The 13,974-nt window shown below is 56.0% G+C and carries 10 protein-coding genes; 1 reads left to right on the plus strand and 9 read right to left on the minus strand.

What is annotated here, in order from left to right; all coding sequences use genetic code 11:
* Positions 1-129: 129 nt before the first annotated feature.
* From L9H78_RS09615 to glf, 8 genes are all read right to left on the minus strand, one after another.
* Positions 130-1,041 (minus strand): cutinase family protein, encoded by a 912-nt coding sequence (locus tag L9H78_RS09615; RefSeq protein ID WP_249617811.1) that lies wholly within the window; start codon positions 1,039-1,041, stop codon positions 130-132.
* A 64-nt stretch (positions 1,042-1,105) separates the two neighbouring features.
* Positions 1,106-1,732, minus strand: coding sequence for a hypothetical protein (locus L9H78_RS09620; protein WP_249617812.1), 627 nt, complete (start codon positions 1,730-1,732; stop codon positions 1,106-1,108).
* Positions 1,732-3,729, minus strand: coding sequence for an alpha/beta hydrolase-fold protein (locus L9H78_RS09625; protein WP_249617813.1), 1,998 nt, complete (start codon positions 3,727-3,729; stop codon positions 1,732-1,734). Before L9H78_RS09625 ends, L9H78_RS09620 begins: the two co-directional genes overlap by 1 nt.
* Positions 3,730-4,058: 329 nt before the next feature.
* The gene (locus L9H78_RS09630; protein WP_021353473.1) at positions 4,059-5,081 is read right to left on the minus strand and encodes an alpha/beta hydrolase; all 1,023 of its coding nucleotides are present in this window, start codon (positions 5,079-5,081) and stop codon (positions 4,059-4,061) included.
* Between the two features lie 205 nt (positions 5,082-5,286).
* Complete coding sequence (locus tag L9H78_RS09635; protein WP_027017423.1) at positions 5,287-6,270, minus strand: decaprenyl-phosphate phosphoribosyltransferase; 984 nt, start codon at positions 6,268-6,270, stop codon at positions 5,287-5,289.
* Positions 6,271-6,801, minus strand: coding sequence for a phosphatase PAP2 family protein (locus L9H78_RS09640; protein WP_023018795.1), 531 nt, complete (start codon positions 6,799-6,801; stop codon positions 6,271-6,273).
* Positions 6,791-8,725 carry a glycosyltransferase gene (locus L9H78_RS09645; RefSeq protein ID WP_249617814.1) on the minus strand — a complete coding sequence of 645 codons (1,935 nt, stop codon included), beginning with the start codon at positions 8,723-8,725 and terminating at the stop codon, positions 6,791-6,793. The genes L9H78_RS09640 and L9H78_RS09645 overlap by 11 nt, the downstream gene beginning before the upstream one ends.
* 94 nt (positions 8,726-8,819) lie before the next feature.
* The gene (gene glf, locus L9H78_RS09650; RefSeq protein WP_249617815.1) at positions 8,820-10,010 is read right to left on the minus strand and encodes a UDP-galactopyranose mutase; all 1,191 of its coding nucleotides are present in this window, start codon (positions 10,008-10,010) and stop codon (positions 8,820-8,822) included.
* A gap of 216 nt (positions 10,011-10,226) precedes the next feature.
* Between glf and L9H78_RS09655 the strand changes: the two genes are divergently transcribed.
* Entirely contained in the window at positions 10,227-12,413 is a 2,187-nt protein-coding gene (locus tag L9H78_RS09655; protein WP_249617816.1) for an N-acetylmuramoyl-L-alanine amidase, read from the plus strand.
* Here L9H78_RS09655 and glpK read toward each other — a convergent pair.
* Positions 12,410-13,969, minus strand: coding sequence for a glycerol kinase GlpK (glpK, locus tag L9H78_RS09660; RefSeq protein WP_249617817.1), 1,560 nt, complete (start codon positions 13,967-13,969; stop codon positions 12,410-12,412). The genes L9H78_RS09655 and glpK overlap by 4 nt on opposite strands.
* Positions 13,970-13,974: the final 5 nt, after the last annotated feature.

Below are 13,974 nucleotides of genomic sequence, written 5' to 3' on the forward strand. Positions count from 1 at the left end.
CAACATATACACCAAATGATATGAGTTCTAGTTCACAATCACGAATCGCCACGCCGAAAAACCGCCACGCCGAAAGGCTTTCAACGTGGCGGCGCTGGTGAGGTTCACATTCCGAGCAAACCTATCTGGCTAACCCTGATCAATGGTCTCGATAGCCCAATTCTTAATCCACTGATCCGCAGTGGTTCCGGGAATAACGTCCGTATTAGTGCCGTATTGCGCGTGCGAATTATTCGCCAGCTCCAAAGCCCGTCCTAAACCATCAATCACGCTTTCCGGTGCAGCGCAGATCGGGTCACTCGAAGCACAAATCTGGAAAGTACGATCCTGCAACGCACCAAAACCATCACGCGCACCACGCATTGACGCACCCGGAGTGACATTTTGCACCAGCCCCTCGACCGGTTTCAGCGACACCTCGGCACCAACCCCACCAACGGGATTGCCAGGGTTGATGCCCTGATCCGCAGTACGACGGCCGTCGGCAAGCAAAGCAACACCACGAACCCGCTCGGGAGGGATCGGGCCACGATGATTACCGATCTCATTGACGATATCGCCCAAAATTACCGCACCTTGAGAAAACCCGGTCATGGCAAAGTCCGTTAACGGGCATTCCCCGTGAGTGGAAAGCAAGCGCTCACGCACCTTCTGCGTACCTTCTTCACGAGATTGGTCATAAGTCAGTTGATCCTGATTCTGCACGTTGGCAAACTGCGCAGAATACGGCAAAGTCCATACACGCACATCGTCTGGAGCATAACGCTCCTGCAGTGGGCGGGTGACATTCAGCAAGAATGAATGGGGCTTCGCCTGTGGATTGAACGGGTCATCATCCGCAGCAGATTCCCACGTGCCCGGCGCAGCAATAAACTCCACGCGCGGGCACCATTCCGGTTGCACTGGCCCTTCCGCTTCTTCGGCAGGACGAGCCTGGTCGTCCGGGGCCATCGGATCATCACCGCTCAGGTATTGCACTACCCCGGCACCGATCAGAACGATCAGGACGATCACGGCGACAACCGTGAGCACTTTTCTCATAGCTTCACATTTCTTGATTGAGCACGACTGCGGAATTTTCTAGCACATAACTACCGCACTAGCACTAGCAAAAGCGCCCGCGCGCGGATTCCGTCAACTTATCAACCAAATCTTCAAATTCTCTGTCAGTGCGCTCCTGCCCGATCAGCTGCCCAGCCACTGCCTGTAAGATCGCGGTCTGCTCATCACAGACCAGATAGCCAGCAGAAACCACCTGACCTTCGACACCTGCAACATCAACTCCGAGAGCGCGAACATCATCGAGGAAGGCGGCGTTCTCGCCCTCGAAAGGGTTCGTCTCAGGAATTTCGTCGATTTCCTGCGCGCCACGGTCACGGCCACCGGCAGCTTGCGGCGCCGGTTCAGCGTTATTATTCCCGGCATTATTCTGCCCGGAACCAGACTTAGCCGTCGTAGAACCCTCGCTGGATTTTTTGCCATCCTTACCGTCTTTGCCGTCCTTATCGGCCCCCGGCGAGGTTGTAGAACTGGCTGCGGTGGATTTCGTAGTCTGTGTCGAGGATTTGCTCAGGGTTTCTGGTGCTTCGTCTTCTACGGTCGCTGAACCACAGGCGGCCAAAACCAGGGCACCGGTGGTCAACGCCGCTACCAACGACGCTTTCCGACGCCGCACCCCAGTGTTGCGAGGAGCTTCAACGCTACGAATACCTGTGCTTCGAGTAAATCGCATTACTTCTCCCGTACGCCACCGTTGATCTCTTGCAGGGTTCCGTTCTGGAACTTCTGCTCATTCACGCCCGGCTTCGACTCGAAGTCCGCAGTAGGCCAGCCGAATTTGCCCTTCTCATAACCGTGCTTACCCCATTCGTCGAAAATCTTTCCGTACTTGATCACCTGGGCGCCGGATTCTGGCGAGAAATAAATATTGCCGTTTTCGAACTGCTGGAACCAACCGCCATCGATCTTGTACTCATTGCTGATCGGCAGACCCAAGTCAGCCTTGTCCACGGTCGCATACTTCTTAGCGATTGCGCCGAAGACCAGGTGGGTCTTGCCCTCACGGTTCCGCGCTAGGAAGCCACCTTGCATCGGCTGTAGCTTGCCGCCATTGATGTGTTCATCCTTGCCGGTAGGGTACCCGGAACGGCCACGCTCGTAGTCGTATTCTTTCCAGCCTTCCAACAAATCATTCGGCACTTCCCAAGCACCAGTATCTGGGTGCCAATAAATGTTGCCGTTTTCGAACTGTACCAACCGGCCCTTGCCGTCTGGAGTACCCAGTTCAGTGGACTTCGGGAAGCCCAACCACGAGGTTGCTCCACCCAGCTGCGCATAACGCGCGTTGATCGCGCCGTAAACCCCATGCGCACCGGTTTCTGGCGACCAATAAGCAGTACCGCCGGTGAAATCCTGCGCCACACCACTGGTCTCGCCCACCTGGTATTCATTAGTCAAGCATTCTTCGAAGTGCGCCTGGCCAGCAACGCTGGCTCCAATGGCTCCCTTAACTTCGCACTCCGCCGCGCGGCCTTCTTGTGGGATGCTCAGAGAGTTCGCGATGTACGGCCAGGCCTGCTTCAGCTCAAATTCCCAGTATTCCCAAGTGTGAATACCGGTTGGGCGGAACTTCGCGACGACATCCACGTTTTGGGCCTTGGCACGGTCCACGAAGGTTTGCGTCGACATGCGCGAAATAACTTCCAGGCCCACACCTGGCAAGCTTGGGCCGTGCTTGGCAACGGAGTTCGGGTCGCCGAAGTCCGGCTGTCCGCTACCGGAAGAAACATAGACTGTCATATCACGCAATTGCTCGATACCCAGCTTCGGATCGTGGTCGATCCAGCCCTGGCTGTACAGCGGCCCCCACATTGCTTCAGCGTTGTAGCCGCCACCGTCGGAAAGCGCCATCTGAATCGCTTCCGGCATACCTTTGCTTGTCGTATCCAAGTATCCGGAGAACGAACCTGCGAAATTAAACAGGTGTGGGTTCCGCTCTGCCATGTTGATAGCAGAAGTTGCGCCCATGGACAGACCAGCGACTGCCCGCTGCTTGTTGGAGCGGAACTTGTTATCCATGATTGGGATGACTTCCTTGGTCAGGAAAGATTCCCACTTATAGTGCTTACCATTGTCTGGTTGCTGCCAGTCAGAATAGAACGACGACTCACCACCGACTGGCAACACAACGTTGACATTCTTGTCGGCGAAATACTGCTCGACATCAGTCGCGATGGTCCAGCCTGATTCGGTTTCACGGGCACGCAAACCGTCCATCAACCACAATTCCGGGAACTGCTGGTTCGGCTTAGCGTAATAGTCACGGGCCAGCAGAATCTGGAACTTCATTTCCTGGTCTGGCATGGCAGCGGACTTCACGTATACGAAGGCGTGGCGGGGCGATTTGTATTCCACACGATCAATTTCCACGCCTGCTGGCAGCCCATCGGAACTCGGGTATTCCGTTTCGATGGTGCTGCGCTGTGGAGCTTCGCCCGGAAGAACTGAGTCAGTCAGGCCATCGTTTTTTGGCAGTAGGTTCGAGCTTCCTGGTAGCGAGCTTTGGGCATGCGCCACCGGAGCCTGCGTCGAAATAGGTACGACAGCCAAGCCGGTAGCGACGGCGGTAGGCACAGCCAAGGCCTTAAACCAGGCACGACCGCGAGTACCGCGTGACTGACCGGCAGTCTGTGATTGAACGTGCGGGGAACGAGACGAGTCTAGTCGCATAATGATTCCTTGAAAGTGTGTACAGGGTAGGCAAAATTCAGGCCCGTCCTCACCCCGGAAGTTCCCCGCTTCCGGGATGCGGCTGGCCTACTCGCGTAGTTATCAAGTCTAAAGTTTAGGTTTAACTTGGCGATGGTTGGGAAGACACTCCGGTACTTCTCAGAAAAATACACAAAGATCCTCAGCCCAGAAATGATTCAGTCCTAGAAATCATTAGATCATTCAGCTCCAGAATTATTTCAGCAGCAGAGAGCACGCTAGAAATAAAAAAACCGGACTGGTGTCGCTGTGTTGCGACATCCAGTCCGGCTACGAGCTCAGGCTTGTTTTTAACGAGCTCCCATAACATCCAAGATACGGTCATAAGTGCGATCCAACTGGTAGTTGAACTGGTACCAGTTGTGCAGACCAACGCCCGGGTAATCGGTGGTGATAGGAACACCATTCAAGCGAGCATTTGCTTCAAAGGCTCGGGTGCCGATCATAGACATAAATTCCAAAACGATGCCCGGAGTCTGGTGCTGCGGCGCCAAGTTATGATCCGCTGGCCCAGGAATACCGGAAGCGGCAGAAACGTAAACGTCGGTGTTACGCAAGTTGCCCACCAAGTGGAATGGGTCGTTCTGGAAACGAGCTGGGTTAATGATCGTGCCGTACATCGCGTTGATGTTGTAGCCACCTGCATCAAGCAACGCCACCCGCATCATGGTCTGCATTCCCGGTGCGGTGGTGAAAAGGTAACCGGAATAAGACAGGGCCTGACGGAATTGGTTTGGGTGCTTGCCAGCCAGGTTCATCGCCGCAGTCGCCCCCATCGACAGTCCGGCAATCGAGTTGTTGTTCGGAGCAACACCGAAGTGCTGCTGCAGATAGCCAGGAAGCTCAGCAGTCAGGAAAGTCTCCCACTTGTAGCTGCCGTCTTCTTCACCCGGGAAGTACTTCGGGGTGCCTTTCCAGTCTGCGTAGAACGATGCCTCGCCACCGACTGGCATTACCAGGGTGATGTTGTTGTCAACAAATTTCTTGTGGGCGTTGCCCTCGCGGTTCCAACCATTTTGTTGGTTGTTCGCCCGCAAACCATCTAGAAGATATAGGCCTGCGTTGCCACCACGAGAAGCAGGCTGGATCTGCACGGGAATATTACGCCCCATCGCTGGCGAATATACGTCACAGCGTTGCACAAAATAAGCTACATGCGGGTCCCAATCACAGGTACCCGTAGCATCCGGGCGCAACCAGCCCCGGTTGTCTTGTGCGGTCGCCACCGATGGGCTAGCCATCATTCCGAGCGCCACCGCCACAGCAGCCACCGCAGCGACCACCGCACGACGCATATTCACGATCGACGTCATTGCTCCCCTTCACGGAAATTTTTCCAAGCTGCCTTTATGCTCCAAGCTTTTCGATCGAACGCTAGCAAGCAACCGTATGCGGTGATCAGCCAAAACCAGAGCGGCAGCAGATTCTAGTAAGTGTATCGAAAACCGAGACAATTTCGTTACACAGCTAAAAAGCAGTCTAGGGGGAGGCAAAAATAATCGCTACTTGAAAATGATTTTAAATTGCAGGGACGATGTACACAGCCAACACGATGCAAGCGATCCACAGCAATGCCAGCACCTGCAGCGCGCGATCTTCCAACGCAATCTCATCCGGAGCTCCACCTTCACCCCGGTCCACATTGGAGGCATAACGCAAAATAGCAATGGTAAACGGAACCAGGGAAACCTGGTACATGATCGATGCCAAGCCTTCAGTAGCCTGCGAGAGTTCAAATCCCCACAGCGCATAGGACATAACGACGGCGGTAGCAGCCAAAGTCCAAACGAAGCGCAGGTACGTCGGCGTGTAGCCCTCCAATGCCTTGCGGATCTTAGCACCCGTGCGTTCCGAGAGCAGCAGCTCCGCATAACGCTTACCAGAAGCCATAAACAAGGAACCGAATGCCGCCACCAGCAGGAACCATTGTGAAAGTTCGATGCCGGCAGCTACACCACCTGCCATCGCACGCAGCATGAACCCAGAAGACACCAAGCCGATATCAATCACCGGCATGTGCTTCCAGCCAAAGCAATAGCCCAGCTGCAAGGCGATATACACCGCAATCACCGAGGCCAGACCTACCCCATCAGAGGCCAAGAAGGACAGGCCAACGGCCGCAATAATGAGCCCGACAGCCATGGCATAGGCCAGGCCGACCGGCAGCACCCCAGCGGCAATCGGGCGGAAGCGCTTAGTCGGGTGCTCGCGGTCAGAAGCGACATCGCGGGCATCATTGACCAAGTAGATCGAGGACGCACCCATGCAGAAGACGATAAAAGCCAAGGCGACGTCGGCAAGCGTGCGCCCATCAAGCAAGACACCCGCACCGGCAGCAGCCGGTGCCGCGATAACCAGGCTGTTTTTTACCCACTGCTTCGGACGCAGCGCCTTGATCATGCCATCAAGCAAGTTTTTCGGAGGTTGCCGCTTCCGGCCGGTATCCACGCCGGAGGTATGCGGTTCCGAATGAAACACGCTTTGGTGACCGTCGTTTTCCATCTAGCCTTGCCTCATCATTCGCTTAGCGGTCGCATAACCAATCATTGCACCCAGCAGAGTATCTGTCGGGTAATGAACCCCCAACACCATACGCGATGCCATCATTACTGGGATACCTGCCAACGGTATTTTTGTACCCGTCAATTCTGAAATCCCAGTACAAAACGCCGCTGTGGACGTCGAATGTGACGACGGAAACGACAACTTCGATGGCGTAGACACCCCCACGCGCACATACGGATAATCCGGGCGACGCCGACGCACGATGCGTTTCAGCACCACCGATGCGGCATGCGCGGTCAATGCCGAGGCACCAACTCGCACCCACTGGCCACGACGCTGCTTGTCGACGGCAGCACCTACTCCTGCGCTGGCAACCCAGCCTGCAGCATGTTCACCGAAATGCGATAGCCCACGAGCAGCCGACAGCACACCCGGCGCATCGAAAGCCACCGCCTGAATACGCTGCAGAACCCGAGATTCTGCCCGGCTCAGTTGATTGGGTTCGTTTTTGCTGGGTTTATTGGGCATCAAACACCTTCTTCCACGATTCACGTGCGGTCAATTGCGGGCGCGCACTTCGATAAGTTTCCTGCAGCTCATCGAAACGAGCGTCAATATCTTTCAATAGCTGCCGGGTTTGTGAGAGCAACTCACTGGTTAACTGCTTATCGCGTTTGCGGAAGGCAACCCCGGTACCACCAGCGGTGGTCACAGTCGCCGAATCAACTCGTGACAGGTTATACCACCGCGCATCCTTCGGATTTAGGTTGATCTGCGGCGCTTCATAGTGCGCCGGGTCAGCTTCCCGCGACATGTGGCGCAGGGTTTTCAACAGCCACGGAATCTTTTTCACCTTGCCCAAACGACCACCAACGTTGCGTAAAGGCACATTGGCACCGGTCGGCGCTGGCAGATCTGCCGCAGACTCGTATATAACAGCATCATCGTAGTTCTGTCGGATCTTTTGGATGCGTGGCAGCGACGATTCTAAGACATCAAAGAGTTGCGCTGGGCCAGACAGGAAATCCCGCATGGCTTCAATTTGGATAGCCATGGTGGAATACTCCATGCACAGCGCGTGTTTGTAGCTTGATTTCATGATCGAGCGTGCCACGCCCTTGAAGCTGCCGCGATGATACATAGCAGCAGTGATCAGACGGTTACGCAGGTGGAAATACGCCTGCCAGTCGATCGCATCGTCCTTATCTGCCCAGGCCATGTGCCAAATTGCGGCACCCGGCCAGGTGACCGTCGGGAAGCCGAACTCGGAAGCACGCAAGGAATATTCCGTATCATCCCACTTGATAAACAGAGGCAGTGGCTGGCCGACGGTTTCGGCAACCACGCGTGGGAACAAGCACATCCACCAGCCGTTGTAGCTGACATCGACACGCCGGTGTAAGTCTGCACTGCTTTTCGCGTGCGGGTTGCGCTGTTGTTCTTCGGTGAGCGTGTAGCCCAGCGGGTATTCAGAAAAGTCGTGGTCGTAGACACCATATGGGGCTGGCCCCCACATAAAGTCGTGGCCTTGGATCATTTCGCCTGTGGTACGCAATTGTGCGCGCTGTTGCAGGTTCAACATTTGTCCACCAACGACAATCGGGCTGGCCGCAAAACGGGCTGCCTGCACGGCACGCAAAATGGAATCCGGTTCGATGGCAATATCGTCGTCCATGAACAACACGAACGGCGCGTCAGTATTTTCCACAAACTCGTACATGATGCGCGAATAACCACCAGAACCACCCAGGTTGCCCTGTCGGAATTCGCGGAAACGTTCGCCGAATACAGCTACCGCGTCGTCATAGCCGGGCTCGTCAGCTGGGTGCTGGTTGCCCTGGTCCGGCATGAGCACGTGAGAAATAGCTTGTTCGACGACAGGATCCTCCCCCAGCGCCTGCAACGCAGCAACGGCGTCGGCTGGGCGGTTGAACGTCGGGATGCCGACAGCGACTTTTTTCGCAGCAGGCTCGATGGTGGACCCGTCGGGAAGCGTTTGTGGCTTCGGCGCGTGTGGAGCACACCAGGCGGCTTCGCTAATAATGGTGTCTGTTTCTGCGGTGACATCAAACCAGTACCAACCACCGTCTTCAAAATTCTTCAGTGGCAGCTCGATGTCCAGGGTGTCATCGGCAATCAAATGGTTGCTCACCCCAACTCGGGTGCCATCGACTTTGGAGCGGTACACCGCGATATTGGCAGTACCGACGACCTTCATGGTCAATACGACGGAGTCCAGCTGTGACCAGCGGCGCCAATACGATGCGGGGAAGGCATTGAAGTAGGTTTCGAAGCTAGCTTCCGCACCGGCCGGCACGGTGACATCAGTGCGGGTATTCCAGTTCAAGCGTTCTTTGTTTTGCGCGGATTCGATGAGATACAGCATGCAGACATCGAAAGGTTCGCCACGTTTCGGCAAAAGGATGCGTTGCAGGGCTTCGCGATGGTTCACGGTTCTCCAGTTCACAGAAGTTGATTCACGGTAATGAGTGCAGAGTGCTTAGTTCAGGGCGCTGGGTCCAGCGTGCCAGCCCAGCGGTTATTTCTTAGTGGCCACGTTCTTGTTCCAACGGCTTCCCGTCCTGGAAATACGGCACCAGTTTATTGTCGAACATGGACAGCGCCGCACCAATGGCCATGTGCATGTCCAGGTACTGGTAGGTGCCTAGACGGCCGCCAAAGAGCACATTGTTGTCTGTAACCTCTTTTGCCGCATGCTTGCGGTAAGCAGCGAGTTTTTCGCGATCTTCTGGGGTGTTGATCGGGTAATACGGTTCGTCATCGGCACCAGCGAAACGGGAATATTCTTTGAAAATCACCGTCTTGTTGCGCTGATAATTGCGCTCTGGGTGGAAGTGACGGAATTCCAGGATGCGAGTGTAGTCCACATCCTGGTCGTTGTAATTCATGACCGCGGTGCCCTGGAAATCTTCCACATCGTGGACCTCTTTGTCGAAGTCCACGGTACGCCAGCCCAAACGGCCCTCGCAGTAGTCGAAATAGCGGTCCAATGGGCCGGTGTAGACCACAGGAGCATCCGGTGACTGCGCCCGGATGTCATCCCGAACTTCGAACCAATCCGTGTCCAATCGGACATCGATGTTGTCCGAAGCCGCCATATTCTCTAGCCAGGCGGTATACCCGTTGACCGGCAGTCCTTCGTAGGTGTCATTGAAGTAGCGGTTGTTGAAGGTATAGCGCACTGGCAGTCGGGTGATATTGCCAGCTGGGAGGTTTTTCGGGTCAGTTTGCCACTGTTTAGCGGTATAGCCTTTCACAAATGCCTCGTAAAGCGGGCGCCCAATCAGCGAAATGGCTTTTTCCTCTAGGTTTTCGGCTTGATCCGAGTCGAATTCCGAGGCTTGCTCAGCGATGAGTTGTTTGGCTTCTTCCGGGCTGTAATAGCGGCCAAAGAATTGGTTAATCAGGCCCAGCCCCATCGGGAATTGGTAGGCGGTGCCGTCGTGCATAGCGAATACCCGGTGCTGGTAATCAGTGAAATCGGTAAATTTGTTGACGTAATCCCACACCCGCTTATTGGAGGTGTGGAACAGGTGCGCACCGTATTTATGCACCTCAATGCCGGTTTCTTCATCAGTTTCGGTGTAGCAGTTTCCGCCCAGATGGGAGCGCTTTTCGACGATGAGCACTTTCTTGCCCAACTCATTGGCCGCGCGTTCTGCGATGGTGAGGCCGAAAAATCCGGATCCGACAATGATGAGGTCATATGCAGTCATGCATTACAGACTAGTGGAGCACCACCCGCACTAGTGGGAGCAACCCATTCCGAATAATCCTTCCCGATACGCGTGTCGCAACATGATTAACATTTTTCCCATATGTAACTTCGCATATGTATCTTCACCTCTGACACACGGCTTACACACGCGTGCATGTTTCAGGGGTGTGTTGCTGATTGATTCGCTGGATCATTCAAAGAAACAGGAGTATTCATGCACTTACGTCGCCGTATAAGCACCTCCGGGTCGCTGCGAAGCTGGGCTAGTGCCAGCCCAGTCGTCGCTGTCACCGCGACGGCAGCCCTCGTGGTCACCGCAGCATTCGGAGGCCACCAGGTATTGCAAACCCAAAATGCTGGTTCTGATCAGGCCGAAGCCAGCATCAGCACCGCCAGCTTCAGTAGCGGCACCGCCACCGTTGTGGATGATCCAGCCGTGGCCACCCAAGGCGACGGCCCCGCCCCGTCCCGCGCGGTCCAGGAGTTCACGAAGGATGAGGAATTCGATTCTTTCGCCCTGACCTGGAGCGGCGAGCGTGATATCAATGCGCACTTCCGTTCCAAGCGTGCCGACGGCAGCTGGACGGAATGGTTCGAAGCCGACGCGCTACCCAACCCGGAAGAAGCCACGCAGCAAGGCACCGAACTGATCTACGTCGAACCAACTCACACCGTGCAGGTGTCAGTTGCCGGATTAGATCTGTTCACTGGCGACGAAGCCACTGCGGGCACCACCGAAACCAGCGGTACACAGGCTGATGCGCAACCTGGCACACAATCCGACCCGCAACCTGGCGCACAATCCGATACGGAACCTGATGCGCAATCAACCGAAAACAAAACCGACGCAGCGCCCGGAACAGGCAACTCCCTACCAAAAGCCGGTTTGGAGACCTCCGCTGGGCTTATCCAGCCTGTCGCTGATGACGTCGACCTCACCGACAACGCCGACAGCACCACTGCCGCTACGGCTAATTCAGGTGCAGCGGGTGGCGCAACCAGCGCTGATGATCTAAGCGCGGTTTTCGTCAACGGCAACGCCGCAGCTGGCGCAGCCCAAGCAGAAAACACCATTGAACACACCGCAAACCTATCCGTCGGCATGCCGACCCTAGTCACTCGCCAAGGCTGGGGCGCGAACGAGTCCTACCGTGGCAATTGCGGCGCAACCGGCATGGACTACAACGCCCTGACTCTGCACCACACGGCAGGCTCTAATAACTACGACGCTGCCAGCGCTGCCGCACAGGTTCGCGGCGCCTACCAGTACCACACCCAGACCCTGGGTTGGTGCGATATCGGGTACCACGCACTCGTCGACAAGTTCGGCACCATCTACGAGGGCCGTCGTGGCGGACTCAGTGAGGGTGTCATGGGCGCGCACGCAGGCGGCTATAACCACGGAACCTTCGGTATCTCCATGGTCGGTAACTACGAAATTGCACCGATCAACGAAGCCATCATCCAATCCGTCGGCCAGATCGCTGGATGGCGCGCTGCGCAGTCTGGTTTTGACCCAGCAGGCACCATCCAGATGACATCCGGTGGCAGCAGCTACGCAAAATATCCTGCCGGTGATACACGTACCTTCCAGCGTTTCCACGGCCACCGCGACGTTGGCGCCACGACATGCCCAGGTAGCCACGCCGTGGCACGGTGGAGCGATATCCGCAACGCCACGAACAAAAAATACCAGCAGGTTGCTGGCCTACTCGCGGGCAACGCAACCAGCCAGCCGCAGTCGGGCAACCAATCCGGCACCGCAAATTCCAACAGCACCACCAGCACCCAAACACCCCCGCAGAGCGCTCCCCAAAGCAACACCCAAAACAACACGCAGAGCAATACGCAGAATGCGCCTAGCAATGCCAACTCACAAGGGCCTCTGCAAACTGCAATCAAGGCAATCGGCATCATCGCGCCGCTAGTCATGGCAATTCTGCAGCAGACCAGCAGCGCTGCCGAGAAAACACCGAATGAGTCCCCTGAGGCAACGATTAAGCGCTTGGCGACGTCTTCCGGTATCGAACTGGGCGATGTTCCCACGATGATCACGCAAGTCGTGAAACTGACGGGTAACAGCGATATCGAACAAACCTGGGCGCGGATCAATAAGCTGATTGGCCCAGTCCTGGGGTCACCAGCCACTGGTATCGTGCGAGCCTCCGATGATGTCGACTTTGCCTTGTTCGACAACGGAGTCATCGTTGATTCCGCGGCAACCGGCACCCAGGCGCTCTGGGGAGAAATCGCTCGTGCCTGGGCCAACGGCGGCTTCGAAAAGCTGGGGCTACCAACCAGTGAGCAATACCAGCATGGTCAGAAAATCCGTGTGAATTTCCAGGGTGGCAATATCACCTTCGATCCATCCACTGGACAAATAGAAATTACCGAGGGCTAATCAGCTTCAGCCCGGCAGGCATCTTCCCAGCCCAGCGTGCGTTCTACTGCTTGATTCCACATGCGGTAGAGCTGCTCACGCTGGGCTTCGGGCATTTTTGGCTCCCAGACGCGGTCAGCGGCGTAGTCATCGTCCGAAAAATCCCACCAGCCAATTCCGATACCCGCCGCAAGTGCCGCGCCCCAGACAGTCGTTTCGATCATCTCCGGGCGCTGCACAGACGAGCCGAGGATATCCGCTTGCATCTGCATCAACAGATCGTTGGCCACCATGCCACCGTCGACGCAGAGGCCCGATAATTCCCGGCCGGCATCTTTCTGCATTGCTTCGACAACCTCGCGGGTTTGAAAGCAGGTCGCTTCCAACGCCGCTCGCGTAATATGGCTGCGATCTGCATAACGAGTCAATCCCACGATCACACCAGCTGCATCCGGGCGCCAACGTGGAGCAAAAAGCCCAGAGAATGCTGGGACGATATAAACCCCGCCGTTATCGTCGGCAGCAATCGACTCACTGGAAGCAGCATCCGGAATAATTCCCAATTGATCCCGCAGCCATTGGATCAACGATCCACCAACCGCGACTGATCCTTCTAGCGCATACACCGGCTTTTCGCCTTGTTGTTGGTAGGCGATGGTGGTCAGCAAACCATGCTCGGAAAACTTCGGTTCCGTTCCGGTATTGAGCAGCAAAAACAATCCGGTGCCGTAGGTGTTTTTCGCATCCCCGGGCCGGAAACACCGCTGCCCAAACATGGCGGCCTGCTGGTCTCCCAAAATGCCGGTTATCTGCACCCCGGTGAGTGAACCGCGGTGGCGCACCTCACCGAGTGCACCAATCGAGGGGACGATCGTCGGCAAGATTTTCTTCGGCACCCGCAGCGCCTCACAAAGTTCGTCGTCCCAATCCAGCGTGTGTAAATCCAACAAGAGAGTACGCGATGCATTGGTCACGTCCGTAATATGCTGCGCTTGGTAGGTGGCATCGCCACTGCTTCCAGGGGTATTTTCCTCAGCAGCGCCATCTGTCTCATCGGCGTTTTCTCCTTGTTCCGCACCGCCGCTTAAGTTCCACACCAGCCAGGAATCAATGGTGCCGGCTAGTAATTCGCCGCGTTCGGCGCGCTCGCGAGCACCGTCGACGTGATCCAAAATCCAGGCAATTTTCGGGCCAGCAGGGTAAGAATTGGCCAATAACCCGGTTTTTGCTTGCCACGCCGTGGCATCGTCGAATTCGCCACCAGTGCGGGTGTCTTGCCAGACGATTGCGTTATAGATTGGTTCACCGGTAGCTTTTTCCCAAACAACGGCAGTCTCACGCTGGTTGGTCACCCCCAAAGCTTGCACATCACGGGCGGTGATATCCAGTTCCACCATTGCCGAAGAAATTACCCGGCGCGTGTTGGCCCAAATCTCGTTCGGATCATGCTCCACCCAACCTTTGCGCGGCATAATTTGCTGGTGTTCCAACTGAGCCTGCGAGACCACGTTTCCGTCGCGGTCAAAAATAAGGCACCGCGTGGACGTGGTGCCTTGGTCGAGTGCAGCAATAAACATGGTTG

It is taken from the genome of Corynebacterium pseudodiphtheriticum (assembly GCF_023509295.1).
GTDB lineage: Bacteria > Actinomycetota > Actinomycetes > Mycobacteriales > Mycobacteriaceae > Corynebacterium > Corynebacterium pseudodiphtheriticum.